Source organism: Halanaerobium sehlinense (assembly GCF_055379485.1).
Genome location: NZ_AP042442.1, coordinates 1,102,836 through 1,119,790 on the forward strand (window position 1 = coordinate 1,102,836; position 16,955 = coordinate 1,119,790).

Below are 16,955 nucleotides of genomic sequence, written 5' to 3' on the forward strand. Positions count from 1 at the left end.
AAAATTTAAATATGAGAGAGTTTTTAGAATTAAATTCACCAGAGAAATTCTGGCAGGTGTTGAAAAAATTTTTAGAAACTAAAATTTTACAAACTGAAAAAATCAAGCTTGACCAGAGCTTAAATAGGATTCTAGCAGAGTATCTATTTTCACCAGTTGATCTGCCTCCATTCAGCCGTTCAACAGTTGATGGCTATGCAGTTAAAGCTGCTGATACTGCAGGTGCTTCAGCTTCTATGCCAACATATTTAGATATTGTCGGTAGTATTGAAATGGGAGCAGAGGCTGAGCTTGAATTAAAAAGCGGCCAGGCAGCTGCCATACCTACAGGTGGAATGATACCTAAGGGAGCAGATGCAGTTTTAATGATTGAAGATACAGAAAAAATTGAGGAAAACTTAATTGAAAGTTCTAAATCACTGGCGGTAGGGGAAAATATTGTTCAAAAAGCAGAAGATATTGCTAAAGATGAGCTGCTTTTTAAAAAGGGTCATAAAATAATGGCCAGAGACATTGGAGCTCTAGCCGGCCTGGGAATTATAAAATTTAATGTATTTAAAAAAGCTAAAGTCTCAGTAATTTCAACTGGTGACGAACTAGTCCCTGCAGAAGCAGAGGCTAAGGCCGGTCAGATAAGAGATATAAACAGTTATTCTATCTCCGCTTATTTAACTAAGATTGGTGCAGAAAGCAAAAAAGTAGGTATTATTGAAGATGATTTTGCTAGTTTGAAAACAGCTCTAAAAAAAGAGCTGGATCAGGATTTAGTTTTAATTTCAGGTGGAAGTTCAGTTGGAATTAAAGATATGACTATTGATCTGCTTAACTCTCTAGGTGAGCCAGGAGTATTATTACATGGTCTGTCAATAAAACCAGGCAAGCCGACTATCCTGGCTGTAATTGAGGGCACAATTGTGGTTGGACTGCCTGGACATCCAGCCTCAGCCTGGACAGTAAATAATGTCCTGACTGCTGAAATTGTCAGAGTTTTAAATGGTGAAAAGCCTGCATCTCAAATAGGTAGCGACAAGCAGAAATATTTATTGGAGGCTGTATTAACAAGGGATCTGGTTTCAGACAAAGGTAGAGAGGAATATATACCGGTTAAGCTCATCAGGAAAAACGGGAAATTATTTGCGGAACCATTACTAGCTAAGTCAAGCCTGATTACAAATCTAGCTTATGGTGATGCTTTACTTAAAATCCCTCAGAATAAAGAAGGAATTGACAAAGGGAAATTAGTCAAATTAACTTTAATTGAATAAAATTAGAGAAAAGAGGTAGTAAATAGACTATGGTAAAAAAATATTTAGATAAAACTTCATTAGCAGCTGCTTTAAATAAAATTAAAAATGAGTTTGGAAATTTAAGATCTAAAACTGAAGTTATTAAAACTGTAAATTCAGAGTCTAGAGTAACGGCACAAGCATTATATGCCAGAAGATCTGCGCCTGATTTTTATGCTGCAGCCATGGATGGAATTGCAGTTAAATCTGAAAAAACAGCTGGAGCCAGTGAAAGATCACCCATTAAACTTAAAATTGGTATTGAAGCTCAGCCTGTTGATACTGGTGATCCGATTCCAGCTCAATTTAATGCAGTAATCAAAATAGAAGAAGTTAATAAAATTGATCAGAACTACTACTTGATCGAAAAGGGAGTTCCCCCCTGGAATCACATCCGTTCAATCGGAGAAAGTGCAGTTAAAGGAAACTTATTGGTTACAGCCGAGCATAAGCTTAGTGATTATGATCTGGCAGCACTTTTAGAAGCTGGAGTTACAGAAGTTGAAGTTTATAAAAAGCCTGCTGTCACAATAATTCCAACCGGAGATGAACTTGTAAATGCAGAGCAGAATCCCAAACGGGGTGAGCTGGTAGAATTCAATTCTCAAATGGTTAAAGCTGCACTAACGAAATGGGGAGCAGAGGTTACAATAACAGAAATCTTAGCAGATCAAAAAGAGCTGGTTGAAAAAAACATGCTTCAGGCAGCAGCGAAAAGTGAGCTGGTAATTGTTTTATCTGGTTCTTCAGCTGGTAGAGGTGATTTTACAATTGATATCTTAAAAAACCAGGGAGAAATATTATTTCATGGTGTTAATATTATGCCTGGGAAACCTCTTATTGCAGCAGCTGTTAAAGGTGTTCCTGTATTTGGCTTACCAGGTTATCCACTTTCAGCCTGGCTTGATAATCAGTTATTCATTAGAGAATTAATTTATTCTCTGCAGGCTGATCAGGCTCCAGATTTTATACAGCTTGAAGCTGAGGTCAAAAGAAAAATTCCTTCGGAGATTGGCTTAGAAGAATTTTTACGTGTTAATTTAGTCAGCAGTTCTGACAACAAATTTACGGCAGTTCCTCTAAAAAGAGGTTCATCAGCTATGGAATCAATGCTTAAGGCAGATGGGATTTTAAGAATAGCTGAAAATAAAGAGGGTCTTCATCCTGGAGACAGAGCTCCGGTAATTCTTTTAAAAGATAAAAAAAGAATTAAAAAAGATCTATTATTAATTGGAAGTCATGATTTAAGTCTGGATCTTATTAGAAATGAAATAAAAAAAAGAAACTTTGACTTTGATCTTAAGCTGCAGACTGTTGGCTCAATGGCAGGACTTACATCTCTGAGAAGAAAAGAGTCAAATTTAGCCGGAGCCCATCTTTTAGATCCAGAAAGTGGCGAATACAATATTTCTTATTTGAAAAGATTTTTTAAAGGTCAAAAGTTATCATTAGTAAATTTAGTTTACAGGGAACAGGGGTTATACCTTAAAAAAGGAAATCCCAAAAACATAAAGAGTATTAATGACTTAACTAAAGCAAATGTTAATTATGTTAACCGCCAGCGCGGAGCAGGTACCAGAGTTTTATTCGACTTTTTACTGCAGGAAAATGATATTAAAAAAGAAGAAATTTCTGGTTATCAAAAAGAAGAATATACCCATATAGCCGCTGCAGCAGCAGTTGGTCGGGGTTCGGCAGATGCAGCCCTTGGAATTAGAGCTGCAGCAGAAGTTATGGAAGTTGATTTTCTGCCGCTGGCAGAAGAAAAATATGATTTAATCATTCCAGAAGATATGCTTGACGATCTGCGAATCAAGAAATTAATCAATCTGATAAAAAAGCCGGAAATAAAAGCTGAAATCGAAAAACTAGGTGGTTATAATTGTCAGGAAACTGGAAAAATTACTAAGCTGGAGTTATAAATTGGAGGCAGAAAATGCAGAATTTAACTGATCAATACGGAAGAAAAATAGATTATTTAAGAATTTCAATAACCGATCGCTGTAACCTCCGCTGCCGCTACTGCATGCCTGCAGAAGGAGTTGAAAATAAGGCTCACTCAGAAATTTTAAGTTATGAAGAAATAATTAAAATTGTAAAAACTGTTAAAAGAATGGGTATTAAAAAAATTAGGCTGACAGGTGGTGAGCCTTTAGTCAGAAAAGGAGTGGAATCGTTAATATCAGAGCTCAATAAATTAAATTTAGAAGATATTGCAATGACATCTAATGCAGTTTTACTTGCAGAAAAAGCAGAGCCGTTAAAAAATGCCGGCCTTGATCGGATTAATATTAGTCTTGATACTTTAAATCAGGATAAATTTAAAAAGATTACAAGACGAGATTCTCTAACTGAAGTTTTAAAAGGAATTGATACTGCTTTAAAAGTCGGTCTCAAGCCGGTTAAAATTAATATGGTAGTGATGAAGGGGCTTAATGATAATGAAATATTAGATTTTGTAGAATTAAGCCGTCAAAAGGAGCTTAATATTAGATTCATTGAATATATGCCGCTGGGAGGAGAGGCTGAAGCAGAAAAATTCATCAGCAGCAGAGAAGTTAAAAATTTAATCAAAGCAAAATATAAAATGCTGCCTGCAGTTACAAAGGGTAGTGGGCCAGCTGATTATTTTAGAATAGAAGCTGCAGCTGGGACTATTGGTTTCATTTCTGCTTTAAGCAAACATTTCTGCAGCAGCTGTAATCGACTCCGTTTAACTGCAGACGCCAGAATAAAGCCATGTCTGGCCGGAGATCAAGAAGTTGAAATAACAGGAATGAGCAGTGCTGAAATTGAATCAGCTTTTGTAAAGGCACTTAAGTTAAAACCAGCCTGTCATCAGCTTGATTTTAAAGAGCAGATTTATCAAAGAAATATGTCGCAAATTGGAGGCTAAAAATGGAAAAAGAATTTTCTCATATAGATCAAAAAGGTAAAGTGCAGATGGTTGATGTTTCAGAAAAAAAAGAAACAAAAAGGACTGCTAGAGCTGTAGGCGAAATAAAAATGAAGCCGGAAACACTAAAAAAAATAAAGGCTGGAAATATTAAAAAAGGTGCGGTAATTGAAACTGCTAGAATTGCTGGTATTACAGGGGCTAAAAAAACTTCAGATTTAATTCCAATGTGCCATCCCTTACTTTTAAGCAGCATTAAAGTTGAATTTAACTTAGATTTTGAAGATAAAATAAAAATATTTTCAGAGGTGAAAAATAGCGGTCAAACTGGAGTTGAAATGGAGGCTCTGACAGCTGTTAATATAGCTGCCCTTACAATTTATGATATGATTAAAGCAGTTGATAAATCAATGGAAATTGGATCAATCAAATTAACTTATAAAGCTGGAGGAAAGAGTGGGATTTATGAGAGAGAAGACAAATAATTTCAAAATAAGAACAGCAGTCTTGACGATTAGTGATAAAGGTTCAAAAGGAGAAAGAAAAGATTTAAGTGGACCCATAATTAAAGACATGATGGAAGAAATAGGAGCAGTAATTGTTTATGAAGAGATCATTGCTGATGAAATATCAGAGATAAAAAAAGTATTAGCAGAAATTTCAGATCAGAAAAAAGCAGATTTAATATTGACTACAGGTGGTACGGGTTTTGCCAAAAGAGATATTACGCCTGAGGCAACTTTAGAGGTTATAGAAAAGGAAGTCCCGGGCATTCCAGAAAAGATTAGGGCAGAAACTGTTTCGATAACACCTCAGGCTGCTCTCTCAAGAGCCAGAGCCGGAATTAGAAAAGATACTTTGATTATTAACTTCCCGGGAAGTCCCAAAGCTGTCAGAGAATGTCTGGAAGCAGTTATTGAAATTATCCCACACGGAGTTAAGATATTAAAAGGTGAGATTACTGAACATAAACCTGACCACAAATAGGGCCAAATATAAACAAATTACTGATAAAAAAATACCAACAAAATGTAAATTTATTCAAAATATAAATCAAACAAAATTGAGGTGGATAAAATGCAGGCTAAAGTTAAAGCAGTTTGCCTGAGCGAAGAGAAAGGAACAACTAAAAAAATAATAGATAAGGGTTTGTTAATAGAAAATTATGGACTTAAAGGTGATGCTCATGCAGGAAAATGGCACAGGCAGCTCAGCTTGTTAGATGAGAGCAGCATTGATAAAATGAGAGCTCATGATTATGATTTAAATTATGGGGATTTTGCTGAAAATATCACTACAGAAGGTCTTGAAAACTTATTTGAACTACCTGTTGGACAGAAATTAAGGATTAATGAGAATATTATTTTAGAAATTACTCAAATCGGCAAGAAATGTCATCATGACTGTGAGATTATGCAGAAAATAGGGGATTGTGTGATGCCTCGAGAAGGTATATTTGCTAGAGTAATCAAAGGTGGAGTTATCAAGGCTGGAGATGAAATTGAACTTATTTAAACTTGTAAAGAACTAATAAAAATGAAAAATCAATAAAAATATAGCAGGATAATTTGATTTTTTAAAGCAGATGTTTTACTATTTAATTGAGCTATTTAAATTTTAAAAAGAAACTATATAGTCAGAAAATACTCAGAAAAAGAATTTCTTTTCTAAGGAGGAATAACAATGGAAATGATAGGGGTCAGTGCTTCTTCAAGTAAGGCTGGCAAGACTACTTTAATTTCCTTAATGCTTAAAGATAGCTGCTCTAAAACTGCAGTTATTAAAACATCAGTCAATAATGAACTTGACCAATATAAGGTGATTAATGATCCGAGAGTTATAAACAAGGCGGGTACTGATACTGCGAGAGTTGTTGAACATGGGGCTGATAAGGTTTTATTATTAGAAAGTCCTGCTTCAGAACTCCCAACTGCATATCAATTAGCACGCAACCTTTTAGATGATGATATTGAAAGATTATTTATAGAGGGTAATACAATTATTAATTTTTTAAATCCGGATTTAATTTTCTATTTAGAAAATAAAGATGAACCAGAAAAAGAGTCGGCTAAAATGGTTAAAAACAGAGCAAATATCAAAATAAATACCAATACATTGTTATCAGCAGGCAAACTTGGTGACTTACCATTTATTATCCAATCTGATAAAATGACCTGCTATCAGGCACATCTTTTAGCTGATCTGCTTAAAATGTCAGTTCCTAGAGTTGGTAAAGTTGTAAAAGAACAGAATATTAAAATCACAAAATGTCAGCTGGGTCTTTTTTAATTATTTTTGTATCTTGATTAAAAATTAATAAAAGAAAGGAGATAACCGAAAATAAATCTCTTTTCTTTTTTTTGCAAAACTTGACTAAGAGTCGAAAAAGTGATATAAATTTATATAGACCAACTAAGGAAGGTGAATATTTTGCGTAGAGCAACTATTTCAGGTCTGGGAAAATATCTTCCAGACAGAATAATGACAAATCATGATTTAGAAGAAATTGTAGATACAAGTGATGAGTGGATAAAGACAAGAACAGGTATAGAAAAGAGAAGGATCGCAGCTGAGGATCAGGCTACGTCTGATTTAGCTTATGAAGCTGCCAAAGAAGCGCTGGCAGATGCAGATCTCGAAGCAGAAGATTTGGATTTAATTATTGTGGCTACTATTACTCCAGATATGATGTTTCCTGCCACTTCCTGTATTGTACAGGAAAAACTGGGCGCAAAAAATGCAGCTGCTTTTGATTTAGGAGCCGGCTGTTCAGGTTTTGTATATGGTGTAAGCACAGCTGTTAATTTTATTGAATCAGGAATGTACGATAATGTGCTTGTAATTGGTGCTGAAGTTCTTTCTAAAATATTAGATTGGGAAGACCGAGGTACCTGTGTCTTATTTGGTGATGGTGCAGGTGCAGCTGTGATTTCTGCTGCAGAAAAAGGTGGATTTTTAGCTACTGATTTAGGAGCAGATGGCTCTGGAGCAGATACATTACGTCAACCTGCTGGTGGCTCAAGAATTCCCGCTTCACATGAAAGTATTGACAATAGAGGTCATTTCCTAAAAATGGAAGGGACACCTGTTTTTAAGTTTGCTGTTAAAACAATGGGTAAAGCTTCACTGAAGGTTCTTAAAAAAGCCGGTGTTAAAAAAGAAGAAGTAAATTTATTAGTTCCACATCAGGCAAATACAAGGATCATTGATGCCGCAGCTAAGAGATTAAAACTGGATGATGATCAAGTTTATGTTAATTTACCTGAATATGGAAATACATCTGCTGCATCAGTTCCTATTGCTCTAGCAGAAGCAAAAGAAAAAGGTATGGTTAACAATGGAGATAAAATTGTTTTAGTTGCCTTTGGTGCAGGTTTAACCTGGGCTTCTGCAGTTTTAGAATGGAATGACCTTAAATAATAAAAATATTTAAAAGTGATATTTAGTGATTAAAATATAGATATTGGAAAATAAGTGAAAAAAATATTAATTGGAGGCTTTCAAATGAGCAGTAATTTAGTTTTCATGTTCTCAGGACAAGGTTCACAATATGTTGGTATGGGTAAAGAATTATATGATAACTATGAGGCAGCAAAAAACGTTTTAGACGAGGCAGATCAAATAGTTGATTTCAATTTAAAAGATATGATTTTTAATGGTCCAGAAGAAGATCTGAATAATACTAAAAATACTCAGCCAGCCATTTACACAGTTAGTGCAATGGTCAGAGCAGTACTGGCTGAAAACGGTCTGGAACCAGCGGCAGCTGCCGGGCACAGTCTGGGAGAATATTCGGCTCTTTATGCAGCTGGTGTTTTATCATTTGCTGATGGTTTAAAATTAGTTCGCCGCAGAGGTGAGTTAATGGATCAGGCTGACCCAGAAGGAAAAGGTACCATGTCAGCTGTAATTGGAATGGCAGACGCAGAAGTGGAAGCTGTTCTTGCAGAAATTGATGGAATTGTAACAATAGCAAACTACAATTCTCCAGGTCAGGTAGTTATTTCAGGAGAAGTTGAAGCTGTTGAGGCTGCAGGAGAATTGCTTTCAGAAAAAGGTGCCAAAAGAGTTATCCCGCTGACTGTAAGTGGAGCTTTTCATTCACCATTAATGGAACCTGCTAAAGAAGAACTAAAAAATACTATTGAGTCTGTAGAATTTAAAGATGCTCAAATTCCTTTAATCGCCAATGCTACAGCTAATTATGTTGAAAAAAGCAGTGAAATTAAAGATGCTTTAATTAAACAGCTGGATAATAGTGTGCGCTGGGTAGAAACAATTGAGCGTTTCCAGGCAGACGGTTATCAGGATTATGTTGAGGTTGGCCCTGGCAGAGTGCTTAAAGGTTTAATGAGAAGAATTGACCGTTCACTTAATGCCTATAATGTTGAAGACGAAAAAAGTTTAAAGAAAACACTTAAAAAACTAAAATAAAATTATATTTTTATTTAGGAGGAGATTAATTTAATGGATAAAAGAGTTGTAATTACAGGTGCAGGTGTTGTACATTCACTGGGAACAGAATTAAATGAGTTCTGGGAAAACATTAAAGCTGGTAAGTCAGGTGTATCTATGATCGAAAATTTTGATGCTTCTGACTATCCAAGTCAAATTGGTGCTGAAATTAAGGATTTCGATCCAGGAGAATACATAGATCGGAAAGAGGCAAAGCGTTTAGCCATGTACAGTCAGTATGCAATTGTTGCAGCAATGAAAGCAATAGAAAATGCCGAGCTAAAAATTGATGAAGAAAATGCTGAAAGAGCTGGAGTAATGGTTGGCTCAGGTATTGGAGGCATAGAAGTTTTTGAAGAACAGGTAGAGAAACTTCATAAAAGAGGGCCCAGAAGAGTAAGTCCTTTCTTTATTCCAATGATGATTTCTAATATGGCAGCTGGTAATGTTGCAATTTATACAGGAGCCAAGGGACCAAATGTCAATCCTGTAACTGCCTGTGCATCTGCTACAACTGCTATTGGTGAAGCATTCGAAACAATCAAAAGAGGTGCTGCTGATATCATGATTGCTGGTGGTACAGAAGCATCAATTACACCATCTGCTGTAGCTGGATTTGGTAATATGAAAGCTTTATCAGGTAGAAATGATGCTCCAGAAAAGGCAAGCCGTCCTTTTGATAAAGATAGAGATGGTTTTGTTATTGGAGAAGGTGCTGGAATAGTAATTCTAGAAACTTTAGAAAGTGCTAAAAAACGAGGAGCAAATATTATAGCCGAAGTTGTTGGTTATGGTGCTTCTGGAGATGCTTACCACATTACTTCCCCTGCTCCTGAAGGAGAAGGAGCTGTTAGAGCAATGAAGGCAGCTATCGAGAGAGCAGGAATGAAGCCGGAAGAAATTAACTATATTAACGCTCACGGTACTTCAACTCCTTTAAATGATCAGTACGAATCAACTGCAATAAAAAAATTATTTGGAGACCATGCCTATAACTTAAAGGTATCTTCTTCAAAATCAATGACAGGTCATTTATTAGGAGCTGCTGGTGGAATTGAAGCAATTATTTCTGCTATGGCAGTTAAAGAGGATATTGTACCCCCAACAATGAATTTCGAAGAAGCTGGAGAGGGCTGTGACTTAGATTATCAGCCAAATAAAGCAGGAGAAGAAAAATTAAATGCTGCTTTAAGTAATTCTTTTGGCTTCGGTGGTCAGAATGCCTGTATTATTGTTAAAAAATATCAGGATTAAATAAATTGTAGAAAATAAAATAATTTAGCAGTAATTTAATATAAATTAATTAAACAAACTGCTGCTGAAAATTATCAAAGAGATCTGCTCAGTAAAAAAATGGGCAGGTCTTTTATTTTATTGCTTGAATTAATTGAAATAAGACTAAAAAAAATATATAATCAAGCTGTTAAGAGATAATTTAGCAGTTATAAATTTAATTATAAATACGGAAAGAAGGTAATTTTTTAATTATGAAAGTATATGCTCTTGTTGGACCCAGCGGAACCGGGAAAAGCCACCGAGCAGTTTTACTGGCAAATGAATACCAGATTCCTTTAATCGTTGATGATGGACTTTTAATTTATGCCGGTAAAATAATGGCGGGCAGCTCTGCTAAAAGAGAAGAAAGTAAAATGGGGGCAATTAGGAGAGCTCTATTTTATGATGAAAAGCAGACTGAGGAAGTAAGAAAATGCCTCAAAAAAATCAATGAGACAAAAATACTTATTTTGGGTACTTCCATCGGAATGGTCGAAAGAATAGATGAGAGGCTTAATCTCGGTGGAATTGATGAGTATATTGATATAGAAGATATTTCTTCTCAGGAGGAAATAGAGACTGCTCTTTCTGTAAGAAATAATGAAGGTAAACATGTTATCCCAGTGCCGACTATTGAAGTCGAGCAGGATTTTTCAGGTTATCTCCTCCATTCTCTGGAGTTATTTTTTAAAAAAGATGATAAAACTGTTAGACATGAAAAAAGTATTGTTAGACCGCGCTTTAGTTTTTATGGAAATTTAAGTATCAGCAATCGAGTTCTGGTAAGTTTAATTGAATATTTAATTAAGGATTTTAACGAGATAACTTCTTTTAAGAAAATAAAGGTAGAAGAAATTAACAATCAATTAATTGTTGAGCTTTCATTAGAGATAAGTTATGGCTTAGTTATCAAAGATTTTGTTAATGGATTTAGAAGAGCTTTAAAAGAACATCTGGAAAATAATACTGGTATAAATGTTAAAGAAATTGAGGTTGAAATTTATTCTTTAAGTGTTGATTAGGTATTGACTAGAGTCAAAATTGTTTAATTAAAATAGGGGGTAAAACAATTGCGAAATTATCACGCTCGAAAAATGGATAAAGAGGCAATTTATCCATACCAGGCCTGGAAAATAACAGAAGAAGAATTTTTATTAGAAAATAACCATCATAACGAAGCTATTTTTGCCCTGGGTAATGGCTATCTGGGATTAAGGGGAACCGTAGAGGAGGATTATCCAGGTAGTGAGGAAACTACAACACCCGGATTTTATATTAATGGGGTTTATGCTTCTGAAGAAATTATTTATGGAGAGGAAGCACCTAATTTACCCAAAAAGGGTCAGACTATGATAAATTTAGCTGACTGGAGTGAGATGAATTTATATATTAATGAAGAGAAATTAAATCTGCTTAAAGGGAAAATTTTAGATTATAAAAGAGAGTTAGATTTAAAACAGGGTCTGCTTAAAAGACATATAATCTGGGAGGACCGTCAGAGTAGAAAAATAGAAATCACTATTACTCGTTTGATCTCATTGAGTAGAGAACATATAGGTGCAATTAGATATCAATTTAAAGCACTTAATTTTTCCGGTAAAATCAGCCTTAATTCAGCTATAAATGGAGATGTAAGCAATCACCATCATTTACGAGATAAAAAAGCTCTGGAAGTAATGGAAAGCGAAGTTGATACAAAAAGTGGTCATCTACTGCATAATGTTAAAAGTACTAAATTTAAAATAGCTTATGTTGTAGAACATCTAATTGAAGGTCAGGCCAAAGAAAAGTGCGAGATTAAAAAAAGATCATCAGAAAATAGGATTGATTGGATTTTTGAAATTAGTGCCAGTCAGGGTGAAGAATATATAATTGATAAAATTGTAGGTGTTAATCACAGTCAGGAAGAGGGAGAAAACCCACTCAGTGATGCCAGAGCATCTGCGGCAAGAGCTTCTATTTCTGGTTTTGAAAATTTAGTTGAAGAGCAGGCAGAGTTTATGACAGGTTACTGGCAGGATGTAGATGTTAAAATTGATGGAGATGATGCTTTACAGCAGGCTTTTAGATTTAATGCTTTTCACATTCTGCAGGCAGCCGGTAAAGATGGTCAAACCAGTGTTGCTGCTAAAGGAATCAGCGGCGAATATTATGAGGGGCATTATTTCTGGGATACTGAAAGTTATGTACTTCCTTTTTATGCATTTCAGAGACCTGAAGTAGCACGTAATTTGCTTCTTTTTAGATATAATACACTTAATCAAGCAAGAGAAAATGCCGAAAGAATGAAGCTCGATGGAGCTCTATTCCCCTGGCGGACAATTAATGGAGAGGAAGCTTCAGGATTTTTTATGGGCTCAACAGTTCAATATCATATTAATGCTGATATAGCTTATGCTTTAAATTTATATTATCAGGTGAGCCGTGACCAGGAGTTTATGGAAAACTACGGGCTTGAAATCTTAATTGAAACTGCCAGAATGTGGCTCAGCCTGGGCAGCTATATTCCAATGCGGGATAATAAATTCTGTTTTAATACTGTCTGTGGTCCTGACGAATATAAGCCGGGCGTAGATAATAATGCCTATACAAATTACATGGCCAAGTTTAACCTGGATACCGCAGTTAAAATGGCAGAAATAATCAAAAAAGAGGCTCCGGAAAAATATAACAGGCTGGCAGAAAGAATTGGGCTTAGTGACAATGAAATAGCTAACATGAAAGAAATAAAAGAAGATATTTATCTGCCATATAATGAGGAGTTAGAAATTACACCTCAAGATGATTCATTTCTTTATAAGAATCCAATCGAGGTTGATAATATTCCTGAATCAGAACTGCCTTTAGTTAAGAACTGGCACCCGCTTATTATCTGGCGTTATCAGGTCATAAAACAGGCTGATGTTATGCTGCTGATGCTGCAGTTAGGGGATCAATTTAGCGAGGATTTAAAGATTAGAAATTATGATTATTATGAGCCTAAAACAACACATGATTCCTCATTATCACCAGCAATTTATAGTATAATTGCTTCGGAAATAGGTTATAAAAATCAGGCTTACAATTATTTTATGCAGACTGCAAGACTTGACCTTGATGATTACAATGAAAATGCCTACCAGGGAGTACATACTGCCTGTATGGGAGGAACCTGGCTTTCGCTGGTGCAGGGCTTTGGCGGTATGAGAATGTTTAACGGTAATCTCTATTTTCATCCTCATTTACCTGATGGCTGGAATAGTTATCAGTTTAGACTTCGTTTTAAGGGCAGCCAGATTGAGGTAACTGTTAATGAAAATTTAGTAAAATATATGTTGATTTCGGGTGATAAGGTCGAGTTTAAACATTTTGATCAAGTTATTATATTGGAAGAAAGCAATTTAACTGAAGAAGTACAAATATAGAATAAGCAGGTGTAGTAAAAATGGACTATAAGAAAAAAATATATATACTTCTTGCTGTAGGTATCTTCTTTTTATCTACATCAGGTGTCTTAATAAAAGTAGCTAGTGCTCCACCATTAATAACTGCTTTTTATAGAATGTTTTTTACGGTTTTAATTTTAACTCCATATTTTTTAATTAAACATAGAGCTGATGCACGTTACTTTTTAGATTACCGGCCATTATTGGTCGGTTTTCTCTTGGCCGTACATTTTATTTTGTGGATTAGCTCCATTCAGTATACAGATATTTCTAATTCGGTAATTTTTGTAGCTCTCCAGCCTTTATTTACGATAATTCTGGAATATTTATTTGCCAGAGAGGATCTAAAAGAAGGAGCAGTTATTGGTATTGTAATGGCGGTTATCGGAAGTTCGATTATCAGTATTGGTGATTTTTATCAGCTGGGTGATAAGCTATTTGGCAATTTTCTGGCACTGTCAGCAGCTTTATTTGCCTCATCTTATCTTTTTATAGGGCGCGGGGTTAGAAAAAAACTGAATTATTTTCCTTACTTATATATACTTTATACATATGCTGCCATCTTTTTAGCTGTTGGAGTCTATATTTTCGAGATACCTTTTACCGGTTATGGAACAAATAATTATTTGATTTTCTTAGCTTTAGCACTCGGGCCAACTATTGTCGGGCACTCCATTCTTAATCTGGCAGTTCGTTACCTACCAACATCAATTGTTTCTTTGTCAATTCTTGGAGAACCAATTCTCACAACATTTTTAGCCTGGCTGCTGTTGAGCGAAGAAGTAAGAATGACAACAATGTTTGGAGGCGCCTTTATTTTGGGAGGTATTTATCTAGCATCTGTTTATAATAATCATCAAAATAGAAAAAAAGAGAGGCTGCAGCAGAGTGAAAGTTAAAATTATTCATTAGCTGACTGGACATTTATAGTCTTAAAGTATAAAATAATAATTGAAAGATTTTATTTAATTTCGGGAGGGATAAATTTTGTTAAAAAATGTTGCTAATATAGTTAGAGGATTATCCGCAGACATTGTAGAGAAGGCAAATTCGGGGCACCCCGGGATGCCGATTGGCTGTGCTGATATTGGAGCTCTTTTATTTGGTGAAGTAATGAATATTGATGCTTCTAAATCAGACTGGCCTGATAGAGATCGTTTTGTACTTTCAGCCGGACATGGATCAGCATTTTTATATTCATTCCTGCACCTGACAGGTTATGATGTATCAATGGACGACTTAAAAGAGTTTAGACAGCTTCATTCTAAAACACCAGGACATCCAGAATATGGTGACACTGATGGAGTAGAAACAACAACAGGACCATTAGGACAGGGTTTTTCTAATGCAGTTGGTATGGCTTTAGCAGAAAAAATGCTGGCCGCAAAATATAATACAGATAAGCATAGTATTGTAGATCACTATACTTATACAATTATGGGTGATGGCTGTATGATGGAAGGAATAACTTCTGAAGCGGCATCACTTGCAGGTCATTTAGGACTTGATAAGCTAATTGCAATTTATGATGATAATGATATCTCAATTGCCGGAAATACCAATTTAGCTTTTACAGAGTCTGTAGCTGACCGCTTTAAAGCTTTTGGCTGGCAGGTAATAGAAAATGTTGACGGACATAATATTGACCAGGTAAGAGAAGCAATTAATCAGGCTAAGTCAGATAAAGAAAGACCTACAGTAATCATGGCTAAAACTCATATTGCTTTAGGAGCGCCGACAAAGCAGGATACAGCTGACGCTCATGGAGCACCTTTAGGAGAAGAAGAAATCAAAGGCCTGAAAGAAAAATTTGGTCTGCCGGTAGACAAGAAATTTTATGTCTCAGATGAGGTCAAAGAGTTTTTCCGAGCTCATGCGGCAGAAATGCAGGACCAGAGATTGGCCTGGGAAAAAGAATTTAAAGAATGGGCAGAAGCCAATCCTAAGCTTAAAAAAGAATGGGATCAGGCAATAGAACTTAAGCTGCCTGTTGATTTAAAAGAAGAAATTATGGATTTAGAAATAGAAGCTCCAATAGCAACCAGAAAATCAGCTGGAGCAGCTTTATCAAAAGCATTTGAACTAATACCATATTTAGTTGGTGGGTCAGCAGATTTAGCGCCATCAAATAAAACTTATAATGCTGAATATGGAGAAGTGCAGAAAGGAAATTACTCCGGCCGCAACTTCCGTTTTGGAGTTAGGGAACACGCAATGGGAGCAATTACAAATGGTATAGCCTTACACGCAGGATTAAGACCATTTGCAGCAACCTTCCTTGTCTTCTCCGATTATATGCGTCCGGCAATCAGGCTGGCTGCTTTAATGAAGCTGCCTGTAACCTATGTCTTTACTCATGATTCTGTATTTGTTGGTGAAGATGGACCAACTCATCAGCCAATAGAGCATGTAGAGGCATTAAGAATCATACCAGGACTTAAGGTCTTAAGACCTGGAGATGAAGAAGAAGCAAAAGCTGCCTGGGTTGAAGCATTAGAAACTAAGGATCAGCCAACAGCTTTAATTTTAACCAGACAGAATTTAGACCACATCAAGAAATATCAGGGTCTTAATAACTTTAAGAATGGTGGTTATTTTGTTAGTGATCCTAAAGATGCTGATACAATTATTTTTGCCAGCGGTAGTGAAGTTAACCTGGCAGAAAAAAGTGCAGAACTGCTGGCTGAAAAAGGAATCAAAGCTGCAGTTATGTCAGTTCCAGAAAGAAGAAAGCTGGAGCAGTATGCTGCAGAACATCCACTACCTGAAGCAGATCTAAAGGTAGCTTTAGAAGCAGGAGTAACCAGCGGCTGGTATAAATTAGTCGGCAGTGATGGTCTGGTAATTGGACTTGACCGCTTTGGTTTAAGTGGAAAGGGTCAGGAAGTAGGAGAAGAACTAGGATTTAAAGCCGAAAAAGTTGCTGCAAAAATTGAAGCAGCTATGGGTAAATAGAATCTAAGTAAAGTTAAAAATTATCTGATTGATCTAATTTAAACCAACTTAGAACTCTTTAGAATATAATAAAAAATCCGTCCACAAGTCACAGTAGTGATTCCAGGTGGACGGATTTTTATATCGAAGTAAAGTTTAGATTTTATTAATATTTTAGATTTCAATTAATTTTTTCAAAGAAAGAAATACCAGTTAACAACCGCTATCAATGCTCCCAGCAAAACACCTGCAAAAACCTCGAAAGGTGTGTGTCCGATCAATTCTTTTAAGTCTTCTTTAATTAACTGCTTATCAGTAGCAAAACTTTTGTCCTCAAGATGTTTAATTAAATTATTTAAGACATTTGCCTGAAGCCCAACAGCTCTTCTAACACCACTGGCATCATAAGTAACAATTAAAGCAAAAACCGTTACTATGGCAAAGAGGTCAGATCTGAAACCATATTTTAGACCAACTGTAACTGCCAGTGAGGAAACAAAGGATGAGTGTGAACTGGGCATTCCACCTGAAGTGAAAATAGTGTAGAAATTTATTGGTCTGATAAAAAAGATTTTTAAAAATTGTGCTGCAAAAAGTGAAAATATTGAAATCTGCAGTAATGTCATATGATCTCCCCCGGAAATTCAATTTATTAATTTTGTTCTTTTCTTTTATTTTGTGTAT

15 protein-coding genes are annotated in these 16,955 nt (G+C 35.6%); 14 read left to right on the forward strand and 1 reads right to left on the reverse strand.

Going from position 1 to position 16,955, the window contains the following annotated elements; genetic code table 11:
* The first annotated feature begins 11 nt into the window (after positions 1 to 11).
* The 14 genes from ACZ446_RS05330 to tkt all read left to right on the forward strand — a co-directional run bounded on the left by ACZ446_RS05330 (position 12) and on the right by tkt (position 16,292).
* The gene (locus ACZ446_RS05330; RefSeq protein ID WP_464394084.1) at positions 12 to 1,265 is read left to right on the forward strand and encodes a molybdopterin molybdotransferase MoeA; all 1,254 of its coding nucleotides are present in this window, start codon (positions 12 to 14) and stop codon (positions 1,263 to 1,265) included.
* 29 nt (positions 1,266 to 1,294) lie between these two features.
* Entirely contained in the window at positions 1,295 to 3,208 is a 1,914-nt protein-coding gene (locus tag ACZ446_RS05335) for a molybdopterin biosynthesis protein (RefSeq protein WP_464394085.1), read from the forward strand.
* Positions 3,209 to 3,222: 14 nt separating this feature from the next.
* Positions 3,223 to 4,182, forward strand: a complete 960-nt coding sequence (gene moaA / locus ACZ446_RS05340; RefSeq protein ID WP_464394086.1) for a GTP 3',8-cyclase MoaA — start codon at positions 3,223 to 3,225, stop codon at positions 4,180 to 4,182.
* 2 nt (positions 4,183 to 4,184) lie between these two features.
* Positions 4,185 to 4,667, forward strand: coding sequence for a cyclic pyranopterin monophosphate synthase MoaC (moaC, locus tag ACZ446_RS05345; protein WP_464394087.1), 483 nt, complete (start codon positions 4,185 to 4,187; stop codon positions 4,665 to 4,667).
* Positions 4,648 to 5,169: a MogA/MoaB family molybdenum cofactor biosynthesis protein gene (locus ACZ446_RS05350; protein WP_464394088.1), complete on the forward strand. Its 522-nt coding sequence runs from the start codon at positions 4,648 to 4,650 to the stop codon at positions 5,167 to 5,169. The genes moaC and ACZ446_RS05350 overlap by 20 nt, the downstream gene beginning before the upstream one ends.
* Positions 5,170 to 5,259: 90 nt before the next feature.
* Entirely contained in the window at positions 5,260 to 5,697 is a 438-nt protein-coding gene (locus ACZ446_RS05355; protein ID WP_464394089.1) for an MOSC domain-containing protein, read from the forward strand.
* A gap of 168 nt (positions 5,698 to 5,865) precedes the next feature.
* The gene (locus ACZ446_RS05360; protein WP_464394090.1) at positions 5,866 to 6,471 is read left to right on the forward strand and encodes a P-loop NTPase family protein; all 606 of its coding nucleotides are present in this window, start codon (positions 5,866 to 5,868) and stop codon (positions 6,469 to 6,471) included.
* 141 nt (positions 6,472 to 6,612) lie between these two features.
* Positions 6,613 to 7,602 (forward strand): beta-ketoacyl-ACP synthase III, encoded by a 990-nt coding sequence (locus ACZ446_RS05365; RefSeq protein ID WP_464394091.1) that lies wholly within the window; start codon positions 6,613 to 6,615, stop codon positions 7,600 to 7,602.
* Between the two features lie 84 nt (positions 7,603 to 7,686).
* The gene (gene fabD, locus ACZ446_RS05370) at positions 7,687 to 8,616 is read left to right on the forward strand and encodes an ACP S-malonyltransferase (RefSeq protein WP_464394092.1); all 930 of its coding nucleotides are present in this window, start codon (positions 7,687 to 7,689) and stop codon (positions 8,614 to 8,616) included.
* 33 nt (positions 8,617 to 8,649) lie between these two features.
* Positions 8,650 to 9,891, forward strand: a complete 1,242-nt coding sequence (gene fabF / locus ACZ446_RS05375) for a beta-ketoacyl-ACP synthase II (RefSeq protein WP_464394093.1) — start codon at positions 8,650 to 8,652, stop codon at positions 9,889 to 9,891.
* A 233-nt stretch (positions 9,892 to 10,124) separates the two neighbouring features.
* Positions 10,125 to 10,934, forward strand: coding sequence for an Asp23/Gls24 family envelope stress response protein (locus ACZ446_RS05380; RefSeq protein WP_464394094.1), 810 nt, complete (start codon positions 10,125 to 10,127; stop codon positions 10,932 to 10,934).
* A gap of 48 nt (positions 10,935 to 10,982) precedes the next feature.
* Positions 10,983 to 13,316, forward strand: coding sequence for a glycoside hydrolase family 65 protein (locus ACZ446_RS05385; protein WP_464394095.1), 2,334 nt, complete (start codon positions 10,983 to 10,985; stop codon positions 13,314 to 13,316).
* A 20-nt stretch (positions 13,317 to 13,336) separates the two neighbouring features.
* Positions 13,337 to 14,236, forward strand: a complete 900-nt coding sequence (locus ACZ446_RS05390) for a DMT family transporter (protein WP_464394096.1) — start codon at positions 13,337 to 13,339, stop codon at positions 14,234 to 14,236.
* An 88-nt stretch (positions 14,237 to 14,324) separates the two neighbouring features.
* Positions 14,325 to 16,292 (forward strand): transketolase, encoded by a 1,968-nt coding sequence (gene tkt, locus ACZ446_RS05395; RefSeq protein WP_464394097.1) that lies wholly within the window; start codon positions 14,325 to 14,327, stop codon positions 16,290 to 16,292.
* A 173-nt stretch (positions 16,293 to 16,465) separates the two neighbouring features.
* Here tkt and ACZ446_RS05400 read toward each other — a convergent pair whose 3' ends face one another.
* Entirely contained in the window at positions 16,466 to 16,897 is a 432-nt protein-coding gene (locus tag ACZ446_RS05400; RefSeq protein ID WP_464394098.1) for a divergent PAP2 family protein, read from the reverse strand.
* Between the last annotated feature and the right edge of the window lie 58 nt (positions 16,898 to 16,955).

Coding starts and splice junctions, on each gene's coding strand:
- ACZ446_RS05355 (WP_464394089.1), top strand. CDS start 5,260: ATGCAGGCTAAAGTTAAAGCAGTTTGCCTGAGCGAAGAGAAAGGAACA.
- ACZ446_RS05330 (WP_464394084.1), top strand. CDS start 12: ATGAGAGAGTTTTTAGAATTAAATTCACCAGAGAAATTCTGGCAGGTG.
- fabD (WP_464394092.1), top strand. CDS start 7,687: ATGAGCAGTAATTTAGTTTTCATGTTCTCAGGACAAGGTTCACAATAT.
- moaA (WP_464394086.1), top strand. CDS start 3,223: ATGCAGAATTTAACTGATCAATACGGAAGAAAAATAGATTATTTAAGA.
- ACZ446_RS05335 (WP_464394085.1), top strand. CDS start 1,295: ATGGTAAAAAAATATTTAGATAAAACTTCATTAGCAGCTGCTTTAAAT.
- ACZ446_RS05390 (WP_464394096.1), top strand. CDS start 13,337: ATGGACTATAAGAAAAAAATATATATACTTCTTGCTGTAGGTATCTTC.
- ACZ446_RS05380 (WP_464394094.1), top strand. CDS start 10,125: ATGAAAGTATATGCTCTTGTTGGACCCAGCGGAACCGGGAAAAGCCAC.
- ACZ446_RS05400 (WP_464394098.1), bottom strand. CDS start 16,897: ATGACATTACTGCAGATTTCAATATTTTCACTTTTTGCAGCACAATTT.
- ACZ446_RS05350 (WP_464394088.1), top strand. CDS start 4,648: ATGAGAGAGAAGACAAATAATTTCAAAATAAGAACAGCAGTCTTGACG.
- fabF (WP_464394093.1), top strand. CDS start 8,650: ATGGATAAAAGAGTTGTAATTACAGGTGCAGGTGTTGTACATTCACTG.
- ACZ446_RS05360 (WP_464394090.1), top strand. CDS start 5,866: ATGGAAATGATAGGGGTCAGTGCTTCTTCAAGTAAGGCTGGCAAGACT.
- moaC (WP_464394087.1), top strand. CDS start 4,185: ATGGAAAAAGAATTTTCTCATATAGATCAAAAAGGTAAAGTGCAGATG.